Consider the following 25,069-nt stretch of genomic DNA (forward strand, 5'->3'; position numbering starts at 1 on the left):
TACATTGAGTTCTATTACAACCGCAAGCGAATGCATGGCGCGCTAGGGTATCTTTCCCCTGCTCGTTTTGCGATGAAATTTACGGACAAATCCGCAGCGTAGTGTCTACTTTTTTGACATAGGTCCACATAGCTTCTCCTGTGTTCGTTAGAATTAAAATTCGCCCGAAACGGGTTAAATAAGACTCCCTGTGTTCGTTAAATTCGTTCGTTGCGAGGAATAAAAAATGAGGTTTCAAATACGCGCCACACTTCTAACTTTGGAACTATGTAGTTGGGCCGTTTGCCATCATACAGCAAAAAGCACCGCGCGCAGGGAGCTACACGCGGTGCGAAAAACAATGCTGATGTTGCAGAGTAGGAGAAAACTCTATCCCGCTCTTATTAAGCCTGTTTGGTTTTGAGGCGAATCACGTTCCATGATGCTTTGTTCAAGACTGCTTGCACTTTACCTTGGTCAACCGTTGTATATCCGCCGTTGTGAGGAACAACGTTACGTGGGTTTTCTTTGGTATTGGTGGCTTTCAAGTCGTTGTTCTCCAATACGATATGCTCCACAAATGTGGTTTCGCCGAAGGAACGCAGATCCACATTCAGTTCCAACTTCTCATCCAGATGTCTGTTCACCGCAAAGATTGTGATCGTGCCGTTCTCTTCATCATGCACACTGATCGCTTCGAGATAAGGCACATCTGTAAAGTCTTTGGAATCATATTTAGGTGAAGTTGTGATGGATCGCAACACCGTACCACGACCGAAGTTGGATGCGTGCATGAACGGGAAATACGTCGTCTGGAACCAGATTGCTCCGTTATTTTCCGTCATGATTGGTGCAATGGTGTTAATCAACTGAGCAAGGCAAGCCATTTTTACACGGTCGGCGTGCTTGAGTATGGTAATCAGATAACAGCCCACAGCTAGTGCATCTTCATGTGTATACACATCTTCAAACTCTGGAGGCGCAATCTGCCACCGTTCTTCCATACGGCTTGTGCCGATGGATTTCCAGACATTCCATTCATCCAGAGACAGCATTAATTTCTTTTTGCTGCGTTTCTTGGCTTGTACAAAATCACAGATCGAAGCCACACTATCAATAAATTGATCCAGATCAAGCGATGTCGCCAGGAAGTCATACGTGTTGTCTTTATTGTTGTTGTAGTACTGATGCAGGGACAAGTAGTCCACATTTTCATAGGTGAGATCAAGCACGGTTGCTTCCCAATCTGCAAATGTACTCATGTCACGGCTGGAACTTCCGCAAGCCACAAGCTCAATTTCCGGGTCTACCCATTTCATCGCTTTAGCGGTCTCATTGGCAATACGGCCATATTCATATGCAGTCATTGCACCAATCTGCCAAGGGCCGTCCATTTCGTTGCCTAGACACCAGGTTTTGAATTTATGCGGGTCCTTGTAACCGTGAGAGATACGCAGATCACTCCAGTATGTGCCAGATGGGTGGTTGCAGTATTCGATCAGGTTTCTGGCCGCATCAATGCCGCGAGTACCCAGATTTACAGCCATCATGACTTCGGTTCCAACCAGTTTGGCCCAATCTGCAAATTCGTTTGTTCCTACCGCATTTGTTTCAATCGTCCACCAAGCGAGTTCAAGTCTGCGTTTACGCTCCGCTACCGGACCAACGCCGTCCTCCCAATTGTAACCGGATACGAAATTGCCGCCCGGATAACGAACGATGGGTACATTCAAAGCCTTGATCGCTTCAATAGCGTCCTGACGGAAACCTTGAGCATCTGCGGTGGGATGACCTGGATCATATATGCCGCCGTATACGGCCCGTCCCAGATGTTCTATAAATGAACCATAGACACGCGGATCTACTTCCGCAATCTGAAAGTCTTTATCGATAAGCATTTTGGATGTAAGCAATGGGAAAACCTCCATAGAATTAATTTTAGGTGTGTAATAAACTTTATTTCAAGATGAGTTCGCATAAAAGCAAAATCAACTCATTGATTTGTTATCTAATGTGTATCATAATGCTATTATGCTGAGCAAGTTTATTTCGCAGGGTTCGCTAAATAACGAATTCTAAATCAATAATTATGGATTCTATAGAGATAGGGAAGTGAAGTTCATGATGCTTGGCACGGATGCCACATCCTTGATCATATATGAGGCGCTCGCCAGCGAGGCCCGTTTAAATATCGTTCGCTTATTATTGCAAAACAGGGAGATGCATATCAATGCGCTTGCCAAAGAGCTGTATCTGAGCAAAGCCATCGTTAGTACACATGTGAGCAAATTGCAGAAAGCGGGCATCGTAGGCAGCCGCATGAAGCGTGAGAACGGTGGAACGTATAAATACTGCTTTATTCTGCAAGAATTTATGACTATCAATCTCTCCCCTGAACCAGTTGATGCTCCTTATCATGAAGTCTCTATTCCGGTTGGTCAGTATACGGATTACGAAGCCTGGCCCACCTGTGGCATTGCAACAACAACGCAGATGATTGGGCATTATGATACCCCGGCCTGCTTCATGGACCCGGATCGGGTCAATGCAGGTATTCTTTGGTTGGCACGAGGTTTTCTGGAATATAAGATTCCCAATTATCTGAATACAGAACAGCGTCTCCAGGAAATTGAAATTTCACTCGAACTCAGTTCGGAAGCACCCCAAGTTAATGAAAACTGGCCTTCCGACATCCGTTTTTCCCTTAATGGTCATCACCTCGGAACCTGGACAAGCCCAGGGGATTTTGGAGATCGGAAGGGCAAACATACACCGTTATGGTGGAAATTGGACGTCAACCAGTATGGTGTACTGAAGGTGCTACGTATTAACGGAGAAGGGACGTTTATGGATAGCCAGCGCATCTCAGATGTGCGTATCCATGATCTGGAGCTGGATTCATCCACTTACTGGACGTTTGGATTAAGACCGGAAGAAGGGGTGCCCGGTCGAGGTGGACTTACGTTGTTCGGGAAAGGGTTTGGCAACTACGATCAGGACATTTTGATACGGTACTATTACGAGGCTGCTGAGTTATAAATTTGGCTAGTAAAATGTGGAATATTAGGATAAGATGTAACCATCTGAACAAAAAGGAGCGTTTTTAAATGTCTAACAAGGTGATTTTGCTTTAGGTTCACAGAAGGATATTTGCGTTACAGAGATTCCTTTTGTGGACATTGCAGTGCGGGAAACCGTCCAAACAATGTTTACTGGAGGAGATTATTATCAATTTTAACGAAGCTGTTAACATCAGCAATACGCATGTATTGGCATTGGTATCCGAGTTGTTTGACCTGGAGGGTTACAACATTCAGCTTATTCCGCCTCATGAGGGTGGACGGAATGTCGTTTACACCTGTGAGCAAGATGGACGTGAATCGCTAATTCTCCGAGTGTCTTTTTTGCCTGACAGAAAGCGTGAAGATTACATTGCCGAACTGGAGTATGTCCGGTATTTATTTGAGCACGGTGCAAGTGTCTCGAATGTAGTCAGCTCGAAAAAGGGCGATCTGTTAGAAGAGGTCACTTATGGTGAGCATACGTTCTTTATCTGTATGTTTGTGAAGGCCACAGGGAAGTTGCTGGTAGAGAACCATTATCAGTACCGGGAAGGCATTCCACTTAGCGAATACTATTATAATAGCGGTAAAGTTCTGGGCAGGATGCATCAACTATCGAAAGGGTACACTCCCGTCCATCGCCGGCATCATTTGATTGACAATTACAGCGGTGAATATATCGATAATCTGGTACCTGAATCATTCCCTCTGCTTAAGGAGAAGATGGTTGAGCTTCTGAATATCTTACAAGGTTTGGATACAAACCAAGAGACATTCGGCATGATCCATTTTGATTATAATGACGGGAATTACTCGATTGATTTTGATACCGGTCAGATCACCGTGTATGATTTTGATAATTCATGCTTCGGTTGGTATATGTATGATCTGGCAGATCTATGGACACATGGCGTCGGCTGGATTCAATTTGAGCCGAATGAGGATAAACGCAAACAGTTCATGGATGACTATTTCCAAACCGCTCTCGCTGGATATACTTCCGAAACCAAGATCGAAGATTCGATGCTGGAGAAGCTGCCTTTATTTATTCAAGTCACTCTCTTGGAGAATATTCTAGGTCAATTTGAGGAAATGCAGCGTGCTGGCGAAGAACCGGAAGCTAACGAAGAACTGCTGTATCTCATTAAATGTCTGGAAGAGGATATACCGTATAAAGGATTTTTCCATGAGATGTATTCCACTGAAGCTCCTTTTGAGTATGAGGGACGCTGAAGGGACCTGTACGTAAACTAAACCCTGAATAACCAAGGATTCATCAAGTGGGGAGGCAGCCGGATCGACCGGTTGCCTCTTTGTTTGTCTGCGGTATGTTATTCAAATTTGGAAGGGGGCACGTTGTAGAATTTTTTGAATGCTTTGGAGAACGTAAAGGGATCGGGATAACCCAGAAATCCGGCAATTTGCTGGATCGTATATTTTTTCTCGTACAGATAGTCTCTGGCCCGGTTCATTTTGATCTGATTGATATACTGCCCCGGTGTAATACCGAGAATTTTTTTGAACAAAGAAATAAAATATTTCTCAGAGACGCCAGCAATATCTGCAAGTTCGTTAACTCGGATGGCACGATGCAGATTTGCATCCACGTATGGGAAGACATTCTGCAGAACTTCCAGACTTCCTTCGATCTTCCTCGGTTTTCGGTCTTTCAGAAACTCACCCTGATACAGCCCTTGCCTATGTAATTCCAAAATTTTGGCGATGACGAGAAGTAGAGAGGCTTTCAAATAAAGTGGACTGGCGGAAGCGCCGCTACTCTGCTTGAATCTTCGATAGGACGAGGTGAACAGTGTTGATTCCTCATGAATTAGATTGCCAAGTACGATGCCCTGGAGCTGAAACTCGCCGAGAATCCGCTTCTGCTCAGCGATGCTGAAATCAAAGTGCATGTATACGAATCGGCACAACTCTCCGGTCGTGGAAGCCGTGTAGGGCATATCCGGATAAAAAAACACGACGTCGCCCGGGTTCGCCATATGCTCGATTCCATCGATGGTAATTAGCACGGAGCCAGCTGTAATGAACCACAGATCATAATCGGAATGAGACTTGTACTCCGTCCAATTACTGTCGTGTGTTTGTTCCAAATAAGAGCTCATGCGAAGTGTGATATACTCCGAAAGTTCGTCGAGTATACTCATATTTACAGTTCCTGTATGCATCTAATCCAACTCATTCCTCTCTACTTTATGACATCCTTCATTTTTGACTATCATAACAAAGGATTTATCTCTTGTTAACTATCGTACGATATGACATGTTTTGAAAACTATCACACATTCCGATTCCAGCCCACTCACCTATAATGAACTTATATCGTTAAAAGGAGGGGTTATTAATGAATGCTACAAGTACTCAGCATCCAAAGGTAGTTGTTATTGGGGCGGGCAGCCTGTTTTTTGGTCGGCAGTCCATCTGGCAGATGGTACACTCCCCATATTTGAATCAGGGAACGCTGGCTTTGGTGGATACGGACGAGGAACGGCTCTCGAAAATGGTGAAATTAGCGGAAATGGTCGCCAAGGAGAACAACGCATCCCTAAAGATTGAGGGTTCAGTGGACCGAAGACAGGTACTACCGGGAGCCGACTTCGTTGTGCTCAGCTTTGCGGAAGAATCGGTGAAATATCGGGGCATTGACTGCCAGGTTTCTCTAAAGTATGGAATTCGTATGTGTTCCGGCGATACAATTGGCCCTGGTGGAATCTTTCGCGCGATGCGGGAACTACCGGTGATCATGGAGTGCGCCAAAGACATAGAGGAGCTGTGTCCAGATGCGTGGGTGATCAATTATATTAACCCGTCTACCGTTCATGGCATCGCATTACATCGATATGCTCCGAAGCTTAAATCGTTTGCGCTGTGCGATAGTCATCATATGCCGCATAAGAAAGCCTATTATGCCGTACGAGCCGGAATCATCAAAAATACAAGCCAGTTTACCGCAGGAATAGACCAGAAATTCGATTTTCGTATCGCAGGTGTCAATCATTTCACTTGGCTGCTCAGAGCCGAGTATGAAGGAATAAATGTGATGCCCACGATCGCAGAAGCCATGCGCAAGCTGGCAGGTGAGGAGAACAACGGCGGTGATCGCGGCGCAAAAGCTCTTTTTAACGATGCGATTACCTATGAACTGTATGATATTTTCGGAATCATTCCCACTTGTACGGCGCATACAAAGGAATACGTTCGGTATTGGCAAGGTCTTGGCAAAACTGCGGACACGATTCCCCCATTATCGATCTGGGAGACAGAGGACAGATATCAGCGTCACGATGAGATGTGGCAGCAGGTGGATGACTTTCTTGCAGGGAACATCCCGATTGCCGATTATATGAGCACCTTCGGACCAGATCATGCGACCGACATCATTGAGAATATGGTAGGGAACTTGGGCAAAAAATTCTTCATCAATACGCTCAATCAAGGCGCGGTAACCAATATGAATAACGATTCATTCCTGGAACTACTGTGCGATGTAGATATGGATGGGGCGAAACCACTCCATGTAGGCGAGATGCCGCGTGGGATAAGAGGGATGCAAGAACTTGTACTGGATACGCATGAGCTTACGGTTGAAGCTGTTCTGGAACAGAGCTACGAGAAGCTGAGAAGGGCGATGCTCACCGACCCGCTCGTGAATTCCATCAGTGACGCGGACAAGATCATCCATGAATTGTTGGAACTGGAGCGTAAGATGATTCCGGATGTTTGGTATAAGGATAGACTGCAGTATAGCTAAGAACGATAACGAACAAAGACCACGTCGGTCCCTTCCATGGGACTAACGTGGTCTTTGTTTTTATCGTTTGTCATGTATCAAGAAATCCTACTCCACTTTAAACAAGCCAGCATGGTCTTCATAGTACGAAGTAATAAAATCACGGAATTCTCTTACAGCAGGAGATAACCATTTTTGTTTGACCCAGGAGAGGCTAATTGGATATCTCGCTGAATCATCAGCAATTTTTACATAACGTAACCCCAGTGCTCTACACACGGAGATCGGAAGTAATGCAACACCCTGATTAAGCCTGATAATTTCAAGCAGGGTATGAGAATCGACCTCAAATGCATGATTGGGCAGAAAACCTGCTTTTTCACAGAGCATGGTGGTAAATCGGCTGTACTCCTTATTATCGGCAAGGGAAATAAAGGGCTCGTTTGCAACAACACTTAGTGAGACGCTTGTCTCTCCGCCGTATGCATGATTCGTGGGTACAACCAGAACAATGTCCTCCTCAACAAGAACAACACTCTCAATCTCCTCATCCTGAATCGGATGTCCCGTAATGCCCAGATGCATGTCGCCTTTCTTCAAACCTGTAATAATTTCACTGCGTGTCCCAATACCCTGATGAAGCTTAGTTTCGGGGGAACCGTTGATATAGTCACTAATGAGACCTGTGAGGAACCGAGTATTCGTAATCGAGATCCTGATCGTATTGGATATTTGCTGTTCCTCCGCTTTAATCTCCATCTCTGCATTTTCAATTTCAATAAAAATCCGGTTTACATGCTTCAATAAAATCTCACCTGAGGAATTCAATTGAATGTTTCTTCCTCTCCTGTGGAATAAGGGGGTACCCAGTTCATCCTCAAGTCTTTTAATCGTTAAGCTTAGGGAAGGTTGAGCAATATTCAATTGTGCAGCTGCTTTGGAGATATGTTCAGTATAGGCAACGGTTTGAAAGTATTTGAGCTGAAGCAATTCCATTCATTCGCACTCCTTATTTATTCTGATAAATATATATAGTACTTATTATGTATTATATTAAATTTAAATATTGATGTAGAATTTTTTTATGAGATACAGATCAAATTTTAAATAACAAAAATGACTATATAAGTTGAACTACTCATTTACACAATAACGGAGAGGACAGAAAAAACCTGAAAAAGCGAAGCGTTCGCCTACAAGCTTTCTGAAAGAAAGCTGCATCGGAAGCATAAGCTATCAACGGATTTTCACCTTTAGAAAAGGGAATCGAAAAATCTGGGGATAACAGCGATTGGAAGGTTGTTCTGTCATCGTAGTGTCAGTGTAAATAATCTTTAGTTCAACTTATATAGAACCAAAACATAAGGTAGGTGTCTTTGATGAAAATCGATGTGAATAACATAGCTAAAAATCTGAATACACCCCTAACAGCTCCGGCATATCCAATGCCACCGTACAAATTCGTGAATCGTGAATATTTGAATATTATTTACCGGACCGATGAAAAAGCGTTGCGGGCAGCCGTACCAGAACCTCTCGAAATTACTGAACCACTGGTTAAATTCGAAGTGATGTGGATGCCAGATGTTTCTGGACTGGGTGCATATACAGAAGCTGGACAAGTTATCCCTGTACAATTCAATGGGGAGGAAGGCGATTATGTGCATTCGATGTACGTAGACAATTTCCCCGCGATTGCGAGTGGTCGAGAGCTCACCGCCTATCCGAAAAAGCTGGGTGCGCCCAAGCTGTATACCGATTCAGATACACTTGTCGGCACACTAGATTATGGAACGCTGCGTGTAGCCACGGCAACGATGGGATATAAACATGTGGAGATGGATAAAGAGTTCGCCAAACGTGAAATATGCCGACCTAATTTTATGATTAAGATTGCTACCGACTATACCGGGAATTTAAGAATATGTGATCTGATCCGTACTCAAATTACGGACATCGAAGTGAAGGAAGCTTGGACAGGACCTGCCCGACTTCAACTGTTCGAACATGCGTTGGCACCTCTTGCAGATCTGCCTGTGTTGGAAGTGGTGTCAGCTTCTCATATCCTTACCAACCTAACCTTAAACGCTGCACAACCTGTATATAGCTACCTGGAAGAAAAATAAGGAGGAAAAATAAAATGAGAATTGCAATTGTAGGCGCGGGATCTTTGGGAACCATCGTAGGTGCATACCTTGCGGATGGTGGACTGGACGTTGAGTTAATTGATGCATATCAAGAACATGTAGATGCTTTAAATCAGACCGGTGCTAAAGTGACGGGTACCACAGAGTTTCAGGCCAAAGTAAAAGCCATTACTCCTGATCAGAAATCAGGACAATATGACCTCGTGTTACTTTTAACCAAACAACTCTACAACGATTCCATCCTTCAGGAATTAATTCCATTCTTGAATGAAGACAGTATGGTGTGTTCCTTGCAGAACGGGATTCCGGAAGAAAAAGTGGCGTCCATCGTGGGTGAAAAACGTGTTATTGCAGGCTCCGTTGAATTCGGCGCTACGTTCATTGAACCAGGTGTATCAAGTCTGACTACCGAGTACACTCAATTTAAGCAGTATGCTTTTCAGATTGGCGAATTAAATGGTGAAATCACCGAACGAATTCAACGTGTGAAATCGGTGTTGGACCTTGTGGGTGGAACTCATATTTCCGATAACCTGGTTGGAACCAAATGGTCCAAATTGCTGATCAACAATGCATTCAGTGGTTTGTCCGCTGCATTGAATGGGGAATACGGAGACATTATTGATCATGAAGCCGGCATTGTGAGTGCAGCTCATATTGCGGACGAGACGATTAAAGTTGCTCGCGCCAATGGGGTTACCTTGGTTAAAATGAATGGATTCGACATCGCTTCACTCGAACTGAACAGCAAAGAAGATATCCCTGAACGGGTGAAAACATTACGTTACGTGATGGAGCCCTCCAGACTGCTCAAAGCAAGCATGCTTCAAGATCTGGAGAAAAACCGCAAAACGGAGATTGATTACATTAACGGAGTTGTTTCAAGCAGGGCAGAAGGTACGGGAATTGCGACACCTTATAATGATTTAGTTGTAAAACTGGTCAAATCTGCTGAAGAAACTCAAACCGTTCCTGATTTTGACACGAACATAAAAGCTTTTGAAAAACTATTAAGTGCACAATAATAAATTCAATTATTTCAACTGAAAGTCGCTAATATAGCGGCTTTTTTGTTGTATCAGTAAATCTAGTCAGGCTTGATTTTGCGACAGATAGAATATTCTTCGTGATTTTTGTTTCCTAAGATTATACAAAAAGGGGAATTAAATTTGATATAATATAGACTTGCTGGTTATTTTTCTATTAGAAGGAGATTCATTATGAGGTACTCTTGGTGGGAATTCGGGTTTTATTTGGTTGTATGGGACATACATTATTTATGTTCTTGCAAACAGACTTGATGATGAGGTAGAACTAGTTATGGAGCAGATTATGCAGAAATATAAGCGAAGAACAACACAAGCACAGTTCAAGGCAGCTTACGGATTATATCGCAAGGATATGTTTGCCATTCGGCAAGCTGTACCTCATATCGGCTTATCGGACTACCGTACATATTACGAAACCATTCTACTCTTGGAAGACGGGAAAAGTGAAGATGCGCGTGAAAGACTTCAATCCATTAAAAAACAGTGGATGCGATCAACATTGCTCGCGGGTATTGAAATCAAAGCAGAAAACCGCGATACCGCTATTCAGCACGCGCATGAAGCACTTAACTCTTCCAGAGGTGTTAATCGTTATGTCTTGTATAAGGAATACGAAAGAGTATTACCAGAGGTTGTTGGACACATATCGTAAGATGGTGAAAATGTTTTGAAAAAATAAACCGTGCTTCACGGTTTATTTTTTTTCATTTACTAGCAGAGGTGTGAGTCCATCCTTAGCAAAAATAGAGGGTAGAATCGTCAATAACCTCTCACGGGTAAGGGGATCATCGTAGTTCCAGCCAGCTTCTACTATATGTACTTTACTGGGTAACAACATGCCAACCAAACTTTGGAGCGGAGAAGGTATATTTACATTCATCTCCTCCTGAGGTACCATCACGAAGTTTCGGTCTCCACCGTATTGTGTGATTTTATTGTGATCAATTTGTATCCAAGGTCTGCCATTAATGATCAGTTGATTTACGGATACAGTGGGTCGAAAGCCAAGTGATTCATACACGGTAGCGGCAAATCCCGTCTGTCCCATAACATATATGTTCTTGCCCAGCACCAGATAGACAGTTGCTCGTTCTCCTACAATATAATCATCCGCCAATTGTCGCCGTATCCTCCTGACACTCTCCTCATAGCGGTCGATCCACTGTTCAGCCGTTCTGCTTCGACCAAAAAGATCCGCAATATAACGAAGACGCTCAAAAGTGCTGGTTGGTTCGCGATAAACGATGGTAGGGGCAATAGCATCCAATCGAGGTAACTGCTGCTCACTATAGTTGCCTAGCAGGATAAGATCAGGCTTCAGTAGGGAGACTTGTTCCGGTGCTCCTTGCAGGCCAATATCCGGGATGTGATGCAGTTTGTTTCGATATATGACTTGTGATTTCATTGTAGTTATACCCGCACCGACTGGACGGATACCGATAGCAAGCAACTCACCAAGGGTATTGGTACCTGTGGCCACGATTCGTATAGCCACATCAGGGAGGGAAATCTGCCTGCCGAGGGAATCGGTGATCGTTCTTTGCCTGGTACGTCTTAGTATATTGGCGTATTCCCGGGGAGGGTGTCCTGTGAGCTGATGAAAGCGTCGACTGAAATAATACTCATCCTTAAAACCGACTTGTCGGGATATTTCACGTAAGGTCTCGGTAGAACTGGACAGTAGTCTTTTAGCGTGTTGGACCCTAAGCTCTGTTAGGTAGTCCGTCGGCTTCTTGCCAGTAATCACTTTAAACAATTTGCTATATTGCCATCGAACCATGCCGGCCATTTCCGCCAAAAGCTCTACGGTCAGATCTTCGTTGTAGTGCTGCTCCATATAGCTGAGTGTACGCTGTACCGCTTGATCATTTTGCACTGGCGGAGCAGCGCTTTCTAGCTGAGCCATCAGGCTAAGTATCAGTTGCAGCCGGGCCTGAGTAACTGCTGATTTTGAATGATGCGTAGGCGTAAATTTCTTCTCCTGCAACCGATTTTGCTTGTTGGATTGCAAAGGCAGCGGAGAAATCCAGTCTTCACTTGCCAACGCAAGTTTTATAGTAGAAAGAGACAGCCTGTAAGGAAATCCCAGAATAAGAGGAGGGCAAGCCGGAAGCAGAGTCAACTGATCCACTTGAAAAGAAAGAAAGGTCAACCGGGCTACATGCGCTTGCTCTTTTATCGTTTTGAGAATGTAGGATTGCTGAGTAGGGAGCAGAATACAACTGCCTTGGCTCAGATCTTGGGAGATGTTGTTTGTTAACAGCCGAATTCCATGATCCAGAGCAATAAGCAATGTATATTCATTGGCAGCCTTGCTCTTGGTTGATGGATTATGATGATTGGTTTCCTGCAGTGGTGTGAGCTGAAGCAGATCATGCTGCTGCAGTTGGATGTATAGGGAAGCCATTTGCATTCTGGAGCACTCCGATCTAGTGATAATAATTCTCAATTACTAGTTTACCACATTTTACACGTTAGAGAATGTTTCGTTGCAGACCTTATTACACGATGCTGAAGTTTACAGAATCCAAAAATCCTCCATAACCAAAGAGGTTGGAGGATTTTTGACGTTATCTATGCGATATTATTGATTCATCCATTTCGGTAGTTCATCAAGCAATTGCTCCAGTGCCAGTAGGTTGTCGGTATTCCAATCGGCTGATGCTTTGTAAACGTGTCCTTGCTGAACGGCCGGCAATGTTTTCCATAGTGTGCTCTGTAACAACCGATCAGATTCAGCTCGACTTTCGTCATTATCCAGCGTTAGGACAAAGAGATGATCTCCTGCATAGTCCGGCATTAGTTCTTCCGAAAGTTCGACGAATGTTAGCTCCTTGTCGATAATGTTTTGCTGAATTGCTGGTGGAATTGCAAATCCGTGCTCTTGATACAAGACTACACCCAATGAACGATTGCCCATCACATAGAGCTGTTTACCCAACTGCAAGAAGATGGTCGCTGTCTCGCCCTCTGCCACATTCAGCTTGTCCCACATCGCTTCCGCTTTTGTATCAAATCTGCTGATCCATTGCTCTGCCTCATCCTGTTTGCCAAAAATGTTGCCAAGTTCGCGTACGCGTTCCGTAAATGGTAACGCCGAGTTGAACGGAATGGTAGGCGCAATCTTCGAAAAAGCGGTGTTTCGGTCAGCATCTTGGTTATAACCATTCAAAATCAAGTCAGGCTGCAAGGCTGTTATTGCCTCCAAATCACCAGGATTTCCGACATCATCAATACCTTCTAATCGGTCTACAATATAGCTTTCGGAAGCATGAATCAGATTGGCTCCAACGACGGAAATATCCATGGCCAGGAGATCTCCAAGTGTTGAACCAAGATAGATCACCCGTTGCGGCTGAGTGGGTATTTCAATCACTTCGCCTGTTTGGGTTGTATAGCTTTTTGTCGTTTGTTCGTTGATCTTCACAGCTTCTTGTGAAGGGGCGCTTTCCGAACGGCTGCATGCTGCAAGGACGGATAGAAGAAGGAAGCATGCTCCCCATATGAATAGGTGTTTCTTAATTGTACTGTTCATCATTGTTTCCCCCTGAGTTCTCTTTTTTCTCATTGATAACCATTATCAATTACAACGTAATTATAGGTGCCTTTTCAGCGGCTTACAATGAAAAAAACGCAGTGAATTTATTTGTACAAATGTCAATGCGTGCATCTATTTGTTCGTTGCTTTGTTTTCAATCCGCAGGTGTGTTGTCATCGGAGTATGCGTGATCAAAAACAGCTTGCTGTATAAGGAATTAATAACCTTTGGATAATAATGACATTGACAACTGCAGGTTTTTCCAAAATAATAGTATGTAATTGAATACTGGTACCTTTAATTCAGTCCAGAGAGGCTGGCAAGGGCAGCGGATTTCATAATCACGCGAGAATCAGGGCTTATCTCGACATGGGATGCTCTGTGTCTTCGCGCGGATTATGATGCAAAAAGAGGCTACTTGTCAGTGTATAACTTGACGAGTAGCCTCTTTTTTCTGCTTTTTTTGGTATCAGATACACTTTACGTTGGGGGTATTCTGATGAGCAAACAAGATCAAGAGTTTTCATGGCAAGCTGTGCCGAAATCGCAAAGAAACCACTTTTGGAAGACGTTATCCGTCATGCTCGGTTTCACATTTTTCTCAGCAAGCATGCTGGCAGGAGGCACGTTGGGCGTAAGCTTGACGTTCATGGAGTTTATTGGCATCGTGCTTGCAGGCAATCTGGTACTCGGTATCTACACAGGGGCACTGGCACATATCGCCGCCAAAACGGGCCTGTCCACACATCTGCTCGCTAAATATGCGTTCGGCGCAAAAGGGTCGTATCTGCCTTCATTCCTGCTAGGCTTCACACAAGTCGGATGGTTCGGAGTAGGCGTAGCCATGTTCGCGATTCCAGTCGCCAAAGCCATGGATTGGAACGTGTACCTGTTGATTATCGTGTTCGGACTTGCCATGACAGCATCAGCCATTTTCGGCATGAAGTCACTCGTTATTCTTGGATATATCGCAGTTCCTGCGATTGCCATTCTCGGTGGTTACTCCATGTTCGAAGGTGCAGGTTCGCTGGGTGGTCTGCAAGGGTTGCTTGATTACACGCCGACTCAGTCGCTTACCGCGGCGGCAGCATTAACGATCTGTATCGGATCATTCATAAGCGGCGGAACGCTGACACCCGATTTTGCCCGGTTTTCCCGAACATCGAAACAGGCAGTTACCGCAACAGTGATTGCATTCTTCCTGGGTAACTCACTCATGTTTCTGTTTGGTGCAGTTGGTGCAATGGCCTATAATTTGGCCGATATCTCGGAGGTCATGTTCCTGCAAGGATTGATCATCCCGGCAATCATCGTTCTAGGCTTGAATATCTGGACAACCAACGATAATGCACTGTACGCTTCGGGTCTTGGTTTTGCGAACATCACCAAAATCTCAAAGAAATTCTTCGTCGTCGTAAACGGTATCGTGGGTACCGTATTCGCCATGTGGATGTACAACAACTTCGTCAGTTTTCTGAACGTACTGGGCGCGGCGGTACCATCGATCGGGGCTATTATTATCGCAGATTACTTCATTGTGAAACGTAGAAACTATAAGCCATTTGCCGACATGTCATTCAAAAATGTAAACTGGGTAGCGATGGTGGCTTGGGCGATCGGCGTGGCATTTGCCCAACTGGCTCCTGGCGTAACACCATTGAACGCACTGCTTGGTACAGCAGTGGCCTATATCGTCTTGATGCTGATTGTTCCTGCGAAAGAATCTAAAGAAATGGGGAAAATAAATGATTATACAGAACGCAAAATTGCGGGGTAAAGAAGGACTATGGAATATCGTTGTGAAAGACGGAAAGTTTGAACGAATTACACAATCGCTGGAAGTGACCGAGAATGAAGAGATCCTGGATGTTAACGGATCGCTTGTGCTGCCACCGTTTATTGAGCCGCATATTCATCTCGATACAACGCTCACCGCAGGCGAGCCGGAATGGAATCTAAGCGGAACGCTGTTCGAAGGCATCCAACGCTGGTCAGAGCGCAAGGCTTTCTTAACACATGAGGATGTTAAAACACGTTCCAAAACGGCACTCAAGTGGCAATTGGCACAGGGTATCCAGCATGTACGGACTCATGTGGACGTTACCGATCCAAGCTTGATCGCAGTTAAAGCGATGCTTGAAGTCAAAGAAGAAATGGCTCCATATATGGACATTCAGCTTGTTGCTTTCCCACAAGAAGGCATTCACTCTTATCCAAACGGGGCAGAATTGCTGGAAGAGTCACTGAAAATGGGCGTTGACGTGGTCGGCGGCATTCCACACTTCGAATTCACACGGGAATACGGCGTTGATTCAATGAAAGTTGCCTTTGATCTGGCCGAAAAATACGACCGTCTGATCGATATCCATTGTGATGAAATCGATGACGAGCAATCCCGTTTTGTTGAAGTCGTTGCCAAGGAAGCTTACGAACGTGGACTGGGTTCACGCACAACGGCAAGCCACACAACAGCGATGGGGTCATATAATGACGCTTATACGTACAAATTGTTCCGTTTGCTGAAGATGGCTGATCTGAACTTTGTCTCCAATCCGCTGGTTAACATTCACCTGCAAGGACGCTTCGACACGTATCCAAAAAGAAGAGGGCTGACGCGTGTCAAAGAGTTGCAGGAAGCAGGTCTAAATGTGTGCTTTGGTCACGATGACATCTTCGATCCGTGGTATCCGCTCGGTACAGGCAACATGCTGCAAGTACTGCACATGGGGATTCATGCTTCGCAGTTGCTTGGTTACGACCAGATCGTGAATTCGATCGACCTCATTACGAAAAACAGCGCAAGAACGTTACACATTGAGGATGTATACGGTATTGAAGAAGGTAAACCTGCTAACTTCATCGTACTTGAAGCAGAGAACGAATATGAGGCTGTTCGCAAACAAGCCGGCGTACTTTATTCCTACAGAGGCGGCCGTAAAATTGCGGAATCGAAGCCGCGGGACACATCCATCATTTTTGAAGGCGGTACAGAAAAGGTTACTTTTAATAAATAATGAAGAAAATATACTCCCATTAAAGTCGCTATTTTAGCGGCTTTTTTCTTTTTTTACTGTCTACATACAATAAGAACCAAACATTCAGCTTGTCTTAAGTGCTTCACTAGAAGCCTGCTTCCCGCCTTTTTTACGAACAAAACTAATGATCAACAGTAGCAGTGGTAACAAGCCAAATAAAAAAATGGACATATTGCCAAGAAAATCACCCAAAGCTAACGTTTCCTCCAAGTTTTTAGGCAAGTAAGCAATTACGTACAAGACTGGCAACATCGCGAATTGTATGCTCGTAATATTTTTGAGACGAAACAAATCTCGGATCCCGATTGCTGCAAAATAGTGTTTAAAAGCATAGGTTGCAAAGATCTGCATCAGCCAAAACACAATGAACAGCGATTCATAACGCTCAAAAAGAAACCCCTCAATTTCAAAACTTCGAACCATGTCGAACGTTGGCCACATTCGTGTTTGAATTCCTGGCAAAGATAAGTTTCCTACAACGGTAACAATCGTGACCAAATAGATGATCGTACAACTAAGTATGCTGTATATAGCAGCTTTATTGCTTGCTTTCACGTCTACCATGTAAGCTGTGATGATGAGTAAAACTTCATATCCAGAATAGGAGAGACACGAAGGTTTAAGACCTTTCAACACAGGCATGAATCCATCGCCCAGGAGTGGTCTGAGGTTATTAATTTCAAACATCTTGCTGCTTAAAAGGAAAACCAGGGCTAACAACACAAGCGTAACGGGCAACACGATTGAAAAGACCCGGATGATGACCTTAAGACCACCCGTTAACATATAAATACCAATCCACAAACTGACCATAATGGTGACCCAAGTAGGCGTGCGCTCAAGGATGTACATACTTGTAATTTCGGCCATGACTCTAACTTCGAATGAACAAAGAACAACAAAATACACGATAATTAAAAGTCCCAATAGATAAGCAATCCACTGACCTGTGATTTCGGGTATAAATTCGAATACCGTTTTACCGGGGAATCTACGACACAAGGTTACAAGGAGGATGCTGATTGTGGTTACAATTAATCCTGATAAAATGACAGAAATCCATACATCTGGTGTCCCTACTGCTTTACTAATTGTGCGAGGGAGTGTTAGAATTCCAGCTCCGAGTATTGAATTGATAACTACAATAATGACCTCGGAGGTATTAATATTAGTTGTGGATTTGTTCATTGGCCTTCGCTCCAAACCGGAGAATATATTTCTAGGTAGTATCGCCCAACGAAGTTGTTTTATGTAAAATATGCTGTACTGATATAATGTAGAGATATCCAATAATGAACTGAAGATGAGGATGCAGGTTATGCCAAAGAACGATAATATGTTAGCCATTCTATGGATGCTGAATTCAGGCACCAAAGTAACTGCAAAACAGATGTCCGAAAAGTTAGAAATCAATATAAGAACCGTATATCGATATATTGATGCATTATGTGCCAGTGGAGTACCGATCATTTCCGATACGGGTCACAACGGCGGGTATAGCTTGCTGAATCAGCATATCAAGGCACCTTTGTTATTTGATATTGATGAAAAAAAGGCACTTCTCCAAGCTGCTGTGTTTGCAAAAGAAGCTGGATACCCTTTAAGTGAGGCATTGGACAATGCCACATCCAAATTGAAAATGTATACAAATCAGGATCAGGAAAACACACTTCGCCGTCATTTAGACGGGTTTAACGTTATCAATCGCATGGGAGATCCATCCGTTCAGACGATCTTGGCGGAATTGGAGCAAGCCGTGGCTAATGATTGCTCTGTCGAAATTGATTATCGCAGAAGCCGTGAGGAACAACCCAAGAATAGAGTAATAGACCCATATGGAATGGTTTACTGGAATAATAAATGGTATACCATTGCGTTTTGCCACTTGAGGAATGAATTCCGCAGTTTTCGGGCAGATCGTATTCTGCAAATCAAGCTTACTCCGCTCCGCTTTAAGCGTTCGGAATCTTTTTCAGCTCGTGAATTTTTCCTGCAAAATTTATTACCTGATGTAGGAGGGAAAGAGGGGTTAATTTCCTTGGTTATCAAAGGCCGATCAGAGGCATTGGATGACTTGGGGCTGCATTGGTTTATGGGACATTATCTGAAAGAGCGGACTTCTAATCAAGCCATCTTTTTATTTGATGAAAAATCAATTGATACATACGTCCCCTATTTTCTCCTCTCCTATGGGAAATCCATTCAAGTCATCGAACCACAGCGTGTGAAGGACAGACTTGTTGCTGTTGTATCCGAGTTAATGGAATACTATCAACTTTAACAACTTCACTGACAGTAGATGTCAGTGAAGTTGTTTTATAATGTTGACAATCTCGGATTACTGAAAAGGAAGGCGGAGTAAACATATGAGTGAACAGACAAAACACAAGGCAGTATCAGGAAAATATACAAACAAGGGTACACCTAACGGCGTTACATCGATTACCCCATTTATAACAGTGAAAGACCCTTCTGAAGCAATAGAGTTCTACAAAGTTGTTTTCAATGCAAGGGTGAAAGATATCACTGAGCATCCAGATGGAAATCGTAATAAGATTATTGTTCATGCCGAATTAGATTTTGGAAATGGTTTTTTACAGCTGGGGGCTGCAAACCCGGCATATCAATTGGCTTTGCCCCCAGATCAAGATCATGCATGTTATTCTTTAGGGATTTATGTCATTAATGTGGATGAAACCATTGCAACCGCCGTATCCAGAGGGGCGAAAGTAAGAGAAGAAATTATTAACTTTGCGTCTGGTGATCGATTCGGAAGTATACTAGACCCTTTTGGCGTACGGTGGTCTATTCTGACTCGGATTGAAGATTTATCGGAAGAAGAAAGTAGTCGAAGAGTCGCTGAATGGGCCAAAAGCGTCTCCATGAACAGCTAGTTCAGAGCGCATCCTAAACATGGATGCGCTCGTTTTCTACTGTCCGTAATCCTATTCGTCTGTATCGGTCGAAGTATCCTCATTGAGCTTCTTATAATCTATTCCCCATGTTTCCATCACACTAATGAAAGGAGGGAACATGTTTAAGCTAAGGAAAACACGGAAGATGTTAAAGTTGTTATTGTTAAAGTTAACTTGGATGACAGTGTGGAAATCCCGTCACGTTTTCAGATTATGAGCATTCCTGCAACCATTTTATTCAAAGATGGTAAGCCTGTCGAGCAAGAAATCGGTATGTTGTCATCAGAGCGTTTAAAAGAAATGGTTGCTGTTATTAACGTGGACACAAGATCCGTTTGGCCTCCTTTATTCTGATTTTATTGATGAATGGGTGCTCGATAAGCATTTTTGCATAAATATCACTTTTTTGAAGCCTGCCTTGGCAGTAAACGGGCCCGATTTCAGTTCTTTTTTTAGCATATAACCGAACCGCTCATATAATTTTTGTGCTGAAGGATTCGTATCGACGACCTCTAGATTGATTATAGTAATTTGCTTATTTCTTGCGACTTGCTCCAACTTACTTAATAGCAATTTACCTATGCCATGACCACGTGCTTCTTCAGATACGGCAATAGGGTCAATATGCAATACATGTTCGTGATACAAATGAAATTTCAAATAAAACGCATAAAATAAAAATCGCCAAGTCGCTACCACTGGGGAGTACACGTTCCGAAAAGCTGCATAATTGGCAGGTGTGAACGCTTTTTTTCCTATATTGTAACCGAGAAATCCAACTACTTCTTCATTTCTTAATGCGTAAATGCCCTGTTCAAATTGAATAGACTGAGCTAATAGTGTTACTGCTTGTTTTTTCATTTTCGCATAAAACCAAAGATGTGTTACTTTCAATGGAAAAGCTTCGTAAAATAAATGAGCAACTTGTTCTTGTTGTTGTGCATTAAGCTGCTGTGTGATTTGAATTTGGTTCATTCATATCTCCCCAATCCTTCATTATCAATCAAGTTCACCGTCTATGGCAGACCGATGAAAACAATGTCGTCCTCCAAATAAATATCGATGCTGCATTTGCAAAGGAATATTACCCTGATTTATCCTATGTCTGGTTTGCGCATGAATTTAGCCCTGGAGCATATCTAGGTTTAGAACGAGCAGAAGGAATCATTGAGGCCATATGCATGTTAATAACTCCAATTGTAACTAAGAGTGAGATGCCATTTTTAACGTTAAAGAATACAGTCGAACAGTTATTGGACCTGCTTATTATGAATTTTGATGCGAAAAGAATGTTCGAAGGGAACCCAACCAAGCTACAACGAATAGGAAGAATATATGATTACTTATTCAATAATAGGGGGTTTATTAACAAGGCATCTTTGAATGAGATCGCCAAGCACACAGAGGAATATTTAAATTTGGATTATTTATCATCACAATTCAAGTTATTAATAGGAGATACGCTGCAAAACTTGCTTCATTACTTGCGCATTGAGCATGCAATCAAACAATTATTGACTACAGATCGAAGTCTGATAGAAATATCAATTGAGAGTGGTTTTTCTTCACCCAGATATTTTTATCAACGATTTAATAAGATTTTCTCGGAAGGACCGAAAGCATTTCGTGAACAACATAAAAAGAAACAGGAGATGAAAGATCACTGTAGGGAAATCATCGATCCAGCATTAGTTTTTGCAAGACATCGTAGATTATTTGAAATTCCTGAGACGATAAACAGCGAACTAAATAAATGGATTCACATCGATATATTTGGACATGATGAACAAAATTCAACTTCTCCATATTTGATCAAGCTATCTGAATTAGTAAAAGGCGATTCACATGCGTATCTCAAGAAGATCCTTCAGGAAAATAACGTAAGCCCCAACAACATTTTTTTTCGATTTGAAGAAACTTTGGATAATGTAAACCGTGACGATTTTCAAGTTTTGACATGACTGCTCAACCAATTCAGGGAAAACGATATCTTGCCTGTATTTATCGTCAGGACTAGTAGTAACGCTATTCTAGAACAGATAACCACCATACAAGAACTACTTCAAAACTATACCCTCACTTATGGCGCAGAATATATGAAGGGATGGAGAATTGAACTTCAATAATACGAAGGTACAAGAGAATAACCACACTCATAATGTTGATAAAAAAGTTGCGAAGCTTTGCTGCTTTGGATATGATTATCTAATGTGCAATCAAAGATAACACTTATGTAATCAATTAATGATAAAAGATAGTGAGGTAAGAAAAAATGATCGCAAGAACAGAAGAAGATTTTAATGGCTTGAAGGAAATTGGCAAAATTGTGGCTTCTATTCGAGATGAATTGGTTCAAAGAACCATCCCAGGCATAACGACTAAAGAACTTGATGATTTGGCAGGAGAGCTTTTTGAGAAAGCTGGCGCAGTTTCTGCTCCAAAAAGTGAATATAATTTCCCGGGATTTACTTGTATTAGTGTTAATGAAGAAGTGGCACATGGTATTCCGGGAGATCGGGTTATTCAAGAAGGGGACATCGTCAATATTGATGTGTCTGGCTCCAAGAACAGTTATTTTGCAGATACGGGACTCTCGTTTGTCGTAGGCGAAGGTGAAGAAGTGTTAACGAAAATATGCGACGTTGTTAAACTGGCATTTGAAGCAGGTCTTAAAAAAGCAAAACCGGGTTCCAAAAAAAGCGGGATCGGAAAAGCCGTATTCCAAACTGCTAGACAACATGAATTAACGGTTATCAAAAACCTTACAGGACATGGTGTTGGACGTGGAATACACGAAGCACCTGACCACATCTACAATTATAATGATCCATCGGATGATGAATTGTTAAAAGAAGGCATGGTTATCGCATTCGAGCCATTTATCTCAACTTTAGAAGAAGAAGTAGACCAAACAGGAGACGGCTGGACCTTTGTTACTAAAAACAGCTATGTAGCTCAAATAGAACATACCATTATTCTTACTAAAAATGGTCCGATTATTGTCACTCTTTAAGGTGTTCAAACTGAAAGTCGCTAAATTTAGCGACTTTTTTTGTTTTATTGGTACGTCAAAATAAATCAAAATATAAACGTTCGCTTATTAATTTATGTTGAAATTATGGAAGGATTTAACGTATATTTAGATCTGATCTTTATGTTATAGACAGAGGTGATTGATTGAGCACATCAAAAAAGCGCGTTCAAGTCATTGATGGACTGCGTGGATTCAGTTTGGTCGGCATTGTGCTGGCGAATATGCTGGCTTTCCAATATGGAATGTATGGCCAGAGCAAACCCCAACTGTTCGGGATTGGCGGAGCAGATCAGGCTTTCCTCTCATTCCTGCTGATCACTGTGGTGGGAAGTTTTATGCCGATTTTTGCATTTATGTTTGGCTTTGGAATGGTTAAGCTCTCGGAAAGCCTAAAATCACGAGATTTACGACCAAAGTGTCATCTGGCACGCCGTTTTCTACTACTGTTTGGAATCGGATTACTGCACATCATCTATCTGTGGGAAGGGGATATCCTTACATTTTATGGTGTACTCGGTTTCTTCTTGCTCATGTTCCTTAATCGGAAGCCCAAAACGCTGCTCATATGGGCGGTACTGCTACTCATGGGAGCGGGCATACTTGGTCTCCCGGCATCTAATCCGATGAACCCGCTGGCGATTGAGTCCATTCATATGGAGAACTACATCATTCAAAGTCAGGATGTATACGGCAACGGCACATACGCGGAAATCAGGAATTTCAGTAATAACGGCGATCCATTCGGCGGGGATTTGGAACTGTCATTTGCCCTGATAGCCCTGATGTTAGCACCACTCATGACGGTGCCGATGTTCCTGCTCGGCATGCACGCTGCCAGAATAGGCACGTTTAGCGATCCCCAAACGATGCGAGCTATATATCTTCGCCGGGCATCATTATTGATTCCGGTAGGTTTGATACTCAAAGCATACGGTGTATTGGCGCCACAATTGGGTGCGGAAGGTTGGCTCGGAATCGGAATCGGGGGGACGCTTGGAGGAGCGTTGCTTGCACTCGGATACATATACGCATTTGCGCTATTGTATGCGGGAAACCGCCGTTTCAGCCTGATGGGCAGGTTCGAGGCGGTCGGCCGTCTCTCGTTGACGAATTATCTGATGCAGAGCGTAATCTGTACAACAATTTTCTATGGATATGGCCTGGGACTGTTTGGAAGTGCTGGCGTGTTCATAGGAGCAATTATTGCGCTTGCTGTCTACGGTATTCAATTGTGGCTCAGTCCGCTATATCTTAAGAAATTTAGCAATGGACCTGTCGAGTATATCCTACGGATTTGGACTTATCTGTCCTGGAAAGGGCAGCCAAGAAAGAAGAAAAGATCGAATTTAACTACGAATGAAAACGCGCCTGGTGTTCAGTGAAATTAATCGCTATCGCGAAACGCACAAAGAAGCCCGTTCTGATAAAGAAAAGGCTTCTTTTTTTGTAAGATACTAATTTGTAACAGATAAGATACGCCAGTCGGATCCATCCTTTTTCATAAAGTACAGCTTATCTGTTTCGTCTGCTACTAAGAGGAATCACTGAAATATACATTTTGTTGCTTCGCAAAAACCTCAATAATACCATCTGGAAGCAAGTTAAACCACGGATCATCGATGTATTGAAACTTGTTAATTCCCGCGCAGCAGTGATTTCTTCTTTACTGGAATAGGTGACAAATTGCGGTTCAGGTAACTCCTGGCTTGAAGTATTAGGTAAGGGCTTCAAGTCGAAAATTAAAGTGCTGCCAGTATAGGAACTTTCAATTGTAATAAGTATATCAAAATGTATATTTAGATAATAAGAGTCTCAAATAGCTCGATGTTCTGTATACAAAAATAAATTCGGTACTTATTTTATTAATAGGGACGCCAGTTAAGTTTAGCCGCATTTTTTAACGAGAACATATGTTTGTTTTTTCCTTTTCTTTTGAGTAAATATTTTGTATGATACAAGAGACGTGAATGATAGAGGAGGAGTTTGAATGTATCGACAAGTGGATGATTTTTTAAAGGAATGGGCAGTGGCTGTGAAAGGGACATTGCAAGTATTACAAGCCGTAACAAATGACAAATTAGGACAAAGTATTTCTGAAGGGCATAGTACACTTGGTTGGTTAGGCTGGCATTTAGTAGAAACAACAGGTTATTTTAGTCATTTAGCAGGTTTAACTGTACCAATGATTGGTCAAGATGAGCCAGTTCCAGCGACAGCAAGAGAAATTGTAGCAGCTTACGAAAAAGTAGCAGAGGCGGTCAAGGAAGAGGTAGCCAAGCTATCAAATAAGGACTTGCTAACAGAAACAGGCTTAGAAAGTCTTGCAACAAAAGGTTCATTATTACGTTTCTTAATTGACCACCAAACACATCACCGCGGCCAAATGACGGTGCTATTACGTCAAGCAGGCTTACCAGTACCACCCGTGATGGGTCCAACAAAAGAAATGCAATAACGAATAGATGTCTTCCTTGGTAGTGGCTCCTCAAAGTTAGAGTCTTTAATAGGCGGCTGATTGGTTGGTTTGAGTTCGGTATTGCATTTAAATTAGAGGTAGGTGCAAAC

At 42.9% G+C, this 25,069-nt stretch carries 21 protein-coding genes and 1 pseudogene; 15 read left to right on the plus strand and 7 right to left on the minus strand.

Annotation, left to right across the window (positions count from 1 at the left end; all coding sequences use genetic code 11):
* Positions 1 to 383 precede the first annotated feature (383 nt).
* Entirely contained in the window at positions 384 to 1,877 is a 1,494-nt protein-coding gene (arfA, locus tag PAEAM_RS13195) for an arabinosylfuranosidase ArfA (RefSeq protein WP_165789913.1), read from the minus strand.
* 223 nt (positions 1,878 to 2,100) lie between these two features.
* Here arfA and PAEAM_RS13200 point away from each other — a divergent pair, with 223 nt between their 5' ends.
* On the plus strand, positions 2,101 to 3,018 hold the full coding sequence (locus tag PAEAM_RS13200) for an ArsR/SmtB family transcription factor (RefSeq protein WP_100527840.1): 918 nt from the start codon (positions 2,101 to 2,103) through the stop codon (positions 3,016 to 3,018).
* A gap of 131 nt (positions 3,019 to 3,149) precedes the next feature.
* Positions 3,150 to 4,274 (plus strand): phosphotransferase enzyme family protein, encoded by a 1,125-nt coding sequence (locus PAEAM_RS13205; RefSeq protein ID WP_243391347.1) that lies wholly within the window; start codon positions 3,150 to 3,152, stop codon positions 4,272 to 4,274.
* 98 nt (positions 4,275 to 4,372) lie between these two features.
* Here the strand turns inward: PAEAM_RS13205 and PAEAM_RS13210 are convergent, their stop codons facing one another.
* Positions 4,373 to 5,203 carry an AraC family transcriptional regulator gene (locus tag PAEAM_RS13210; protein WP_243391348.1) on the minus strand — a complete coding sequence of 277 codons (831 nt, stop codon included), beginning with the start codon at positions 5,201 to 5,203 and terminating at the stop codon, positions 4,373 to 4,375.
* A 197-nt stretch (positions 5,204 to 5,400) separates the two neighbouring features.
* Here PAEAM_RS13210 and PAEAM_RS13215 point away from each other — a divergent pair, with 197 nt between their 5' ends.
* The gene (locus tag PAEAM_RS13215) at positions 5,401 to 6,807 is read left to right on the plus strand and encodes a family 4 glycosyl hydrolase (RefSeq protein ID WP_100527842.1); all 1,407 of its coding nucleotides are present in this window, start codon (positions 5,401 to 5,403) and stop codon (positions 6,805 to 6,807) included.
* An 87-nt stretch (positions 6,808 to 6,894) separates the two neighbouring features.
* Here PAEAM_RS13215 and PAEAM_RS13220 read toward each other — a convergent pair whose 3' ends face one another.
* A complete protein-coding gene (locus PAEAM_RS13220) occupies positions 6,895 to 7,782 on the minus strand; it encodes a LysR family transcriptional regulator (RefSeq protein ID WP_100527843.1) in 888 nt (295 codons plus the stop codon).
* A 383-nt stretch (positions 7,783 to 8,165) separates the two neighbouring features.
* On the opposite strand from PAEAM_RS13220, the gene PAEAM_RS13225 reads away from it, so the two are divergent.
* The 3 genes from PAEAM_RS13225 to PAEAM_RS13235 all read left to right on the plus strand — a co-directional run bounded on the left by PAEAM_RS13225 (position 8,166) and on the right by PAEAM_RS13235 (position 10,634).
* Positions 8,166 to 8,912: an acetoacetate decarboxylase gene (locus PAEAM_RS13225; RefSeq protein WP_100527844.1), complete on the plus strand. Its 747-nt coding sequence runs from the start codon at positions 8,166 to 8,168 to the stop codon at positions 8,910 to 8,912.
* Positions 8,913 to 8,926: 14 nt separating this feature from the next.
* A complete protein-coding gene (locus PAEAM_RS13230; RefSeq protein WP_100527845.1) occupies positions 8,927 to 9,958 on the plus strand; it encodes a ketopantoate reductase family protein in 1,032 nt (343 codons plus the stop codon).
* A gap of 307 nt (positions 9,959 to 10,265) precedes the next feature.
* Positions 10,266 to 10,634, plus strand: coding sequence for a hypothetical protein (locus PAEAM_RS13235; protein WP_165789911.1), 369 nt, complete (start codon positions 10,266 to 10,268; stop codon positions 10,632 to 10,634).
* 42 nt (positions 10,635 to 10,676) lie between these two features.
* Here PAEAM_RS13235 and PAEAM_RS13240 read toward each other — a convergent pair whose 3' ends face one another.
* Both PAEAM_RS13240 and PAEAM_RS13245 read right to left on the minus strand, forming a co-directional pair.
* Positions 10,677 to 12,395: an AraC family transcriptional regulator gene (locus PAEAM_RS13240; RefSeq protein WP_100527847.1), complete on the minus strand. Its 1,719-nt coding sequence runs from the start codon at positions 12,393 to 12,395 to the stop codon at positions 10,677 to 10,679.
* Positions 12,396 to 12,566: 171 nt separating this feature from the next.
* Positions 12,567 to 13,520 carry an ABC transporter substrate-binding protein gene (locus PAEAM_RS13245; protein WP_340030358.1) on the minus strand — a complete coding sequence of 318 codons (954 nt, stop codon included), beginning with the start codon at positions 13,518 to 13,520 and terminating at the stop codon, positions 12,567 to 12,569.
* A gap of 499 nt (positions 13,521 to 14,019) precedes the next feature.
* Here PAEAM_RS13245 and codB point away from each other — a divergent pair, with 499 nt between their 5' ends.
* Together codB and PAEAM_RS13255 are read left to right on the plus strand one after the other, a co-directional pair.
* Positions 14,020 to 15,297: a cytosine permease gene (gene codB / locus PAEAM_RS13250; RefSeq protein ID WP_100527848.1), complete on the plus strand. Its 1,278-nt coding sequence runs from the start codon at positions 14,020 to 14,022 to the stop codon at positions 15,295 to 15,297.
* Positions 15,266 to 16,534 (plus strand): cytosine deaminase, encoded by a 1,269-nt coding sequence (locus tag PAEAM_RS13255; RefSeq protein ID WP_076253096.1) that lies wholly within the window; start codon positions 15,266 to 15,268, stop codon positions 16,532 to 16,534. The genes codB and PAEAM_RS13255 overlap by 32 nt, the downstream gene beginning before the upstream one ends.
* Positions 16,535 to 16,618: 84 nt before the next feature.
* Here PAEAM_RS13255 and PAEAM_RS13260 read toward each other — a convergent pair whose 3' ends face one another.
* Complete coding sequence (locus tag PAEAM_RS13260) at positions 16,619 to 17,743, minus strand: GerAB/ArcD/ProY family transporter (RefSeq protein ID WP_100527849.1); 1,125 nt, start codon at positions 17,741 to 17,743, stop codon at positions 16,619 to 16,621.
* A gap of 130 nt (positions 17,744 to 17,873) precedes the next feature.
* Here PAEAM_RS13260 and PAEAM_RS13265 point away from each other — a divergent pair, with 130 nt between their 5' ends.
* The 3 genes and pseudogenes from PAEAM_RS13265 to PAEAM_RS13275 form a co-directional block, all read left to right on the plus strand.
* A complete protein-coding gene (locus tag PAEAM_RS13265; protein WP_100527850.1) occupies positions 17,874 to 18,836 on the plus strand; it encodes a helix-turn-helix transcriptional regulator in 963 nt (320 codons plus the stop codon).
* Between the two features lie 85 nt (positions 18,837 to 18,921).
* Entirely contained in the window at positions 18,922 to 19,449 is a 528-nt protein-coding gene (locus PAEAM_RS13270; protein WP_100527851.1) for a VOC family protein, read from the plus strand.
* Positions 19,450 to 19,617: 168 nt separating this feature from the next.
* Positions 19,618 to 19,824 (plus strand): annotated as a pseudogene (locus PAEAM_RS13275) (thioredoxin family protein); the annotation flags it as partial.
* Here the strand turns inward: PAEAM_RS13275 and PAEAM_RS13280 are convergent.
* Positions 19,816 to 20,445: a GNAT family N-acetyltransferase gene (locus PAEAM_RS13280; protein ID WP_100527853.1), complete on the minus strand. Its 630-nt coding sequence runs from the start codon at positions 20,443 to 20,445 to the stop codon at positions 19,816 to 19,818. The pseudogene PAEAM_RS13275 and the gene PAEAM_RS13280 overlap by 9 nt on opposite strands.
* A 206-nt stretch (positions 20,446 to 20,651) precedes the next feature.
* Between PAEAM_RS13280 and PAEAM_RS13285 the strand changes: the two genes are divergently transcribed.
* The 4 genes from PAEAM_RS13285 (at position 20,652) to PAEAM_RS13300 (ending at position 24,959) form a co-directional block, all read left to right on the plus strand.
* Entirely contained in the window at positions 20,652 to 21,431 is a 780-nt protein-coding gene (locus PAEAM_RS13285) for a helix-turn-helix transcriptional regulator (protein ID WP_100527854.1), read from the plus strand.
* Positions 21,432 to 21,742: 311 nt separating this feature from the next.
* Positions 21,743 to 22,483 carry a type I methionyl aminopeptidase gene (gene map, locus PAEAM_RS13290; protein ID WP_100527855.1) on the plus strand — a complete coding sequence of 247 codons (741 nt, stop codon included), beginning with the start codon at positions 21,743 to 21,745 and terminating at the stop codon, positions 22,481 to 22,483.
* A 164-nt stretch (positions 22,484 to 22,647) separates the two neighbouring features.
* Positions 22,648 to 23,886 (plus strand): DUF418 domain-containing protein, encoded by a 1,239-nt coding sequence (locus PAEAM_RS13295; protein WP_100527856.1) that lies wholly within the window; start codon positions 22,648 to 22,650, stop codon positions 23,884 to 23,886.
* A 605-nt stretch (positions 23,887 to 24,491) separates the two neighbouring features.
* Positions 24,492 to 24,959, plus strand: coding sequence for a DinB family protein (locus PAEAM_RS13300; RefSeq protein ID WP_100527857.1), 468 nt, complete (start codon positions 24,492 to 24,494; stop codon positions 24,957 to 24,959).
* Positions 24,960 to 25,069: the final 110 nt, after the last annotated feature.

Origin of the sequence: Paenibacillus sp. GM1FR (genome assembly GCF_002803315.1) — a bacterium.
Lineage (GTDB): Bacteria > Bacillota > Bacilli > Paenibacillales > Paenibacillaceae > Paenibacillus > Paenibacillus amylolyticus.

Bases quoted from the DNA above. Each gene is read 5' to 3' on its own strand.
- arfA (WP_165789913.1), bottom strand. From the start codon at position 1,877: ATGCTTATCGATAAAGACTTTCAGATTGCGGAAGTAGATCCGCGTGTC.
- PAEAM_RS13220 (WP_100527843.1), bottom strand. From the start codon at position 7,782: ATGGAATTGCTTCAGCTCAAATACTTTCAAACCGTTGCCTATACTGAA.
- PAEAM_RS13245 (WP_340030358.1), bottom strand. From the start codon at position 13,520: ATGATGAACAGTACAATTAAGAAACACCTATTCATATGGGGAGCATGC.
- PAEAM_RS13260 (WP_100527849.1), bottom strand. From the start codon at position 17,743: ATGAACAAATCCACAACTAATATTAATACCTCCGAGGTCATTATTGTA.
- PAEAM_RS13255 (WP_076253096.1), top strand. From the start codon at position 15,266: ATGATTATACAGAACGCAAAATTGCGGGGTAAAGAAGGACTATGGAAT.
- PAEAM_RS13240 (WP_100527847.1), bottom strand. From the start codon at position 12,395: ATGCAAATGGCTTCCCTATACATCCAACTGCAGCAGCATGATCTGCTT.
- PAEAM_RS13210 (WP_243391348.1), bottom strand. From the start codon at position 5,203: ATGAGTATACTCGACGAACTTTCGGAGTATATCACACTTCGCATGAGC.
- PAEAM_RS13270 (WP_100527851.1), top strand. From the start codon at position 18,922: ATGAGTGAACAGACAAAACACAAGGCAGTATCAGGAAAATATACAAAC.
- PAEAM_RS13230 (WP_100527845.1), top strand. From the start codon at position 8,927: ATGAGAATTGCAATTGTAGGCGCGGGATCTTTGGGAACCATCGTAGGT.
- map (WP_100527855.1), top strand. From the start codon at position 21,743: ATGATCGCAAGAACAGAAGAAGATTTTAATGGCTTGAAGGAAATTGGC.
- PAEAM_RS13280 (WP_100527853.1), bottom strand. From the start codon at position 20,445: ATGAACCAAATTCAAATCACACAGCAGCTTAATGCACAACAACAAGAA.
- PAEAM_RS13300 (WP_100527857.1), top strand. From the start codon at position 24,492: ATGTATCGACAAGTGGATGATTTTTTAAAGGAATGGGCAGTGGCTGTG.
- PAEAM_RS13215 (WP_100527842.1), top strand. From the start codon at position 5,401: ATGAATGCTACAAGTACTCAGCATCCAAAGGTAGTTGTTATTGGGGCG.
- PAEAM_RS13285 (WP_100527854.1), top strand. From the start codon at position 20,652: ATGTTAATAACTCCAATTGTAACTAAGAGTGAGATGCCATTTTTAACG.
- PAEAM_RS13200 (WP_100527840.1), top strand. From the start codon at position 2,101: ATGATGCTTGGCACGGATGCCACATCCTTGATCATATATGAGGCGCTC.
- PAEAM_RS13225 (WP_100527844.1), top strand. From the start codon at position 8,166: ATGAAAATCGATGTGAATAACATAGCTAAAAATCTGAATACACCCCTA.
- PAEAM_RS13265 (WP_100527850.1), top strand. From the start codon at position 17,874: ATGCCAAAGAACGATAATATGTTAGCCATTCTATGGATGCTGAATTCA.
- codB (WP_100527848.1), top strand. From the start codon at position 14,020: ATGAGCAAACAAGATCAAGAGTTTTCATGGCAAGCTGTGCCGAAATCG.
- PAEAM_RS13235 (WP_165789911.1), top strand. From the start codon at position 10,266: ATGCAGAAATATAAGCGAAGAACAACACAAGCACAGTTCAAGGCAGCT.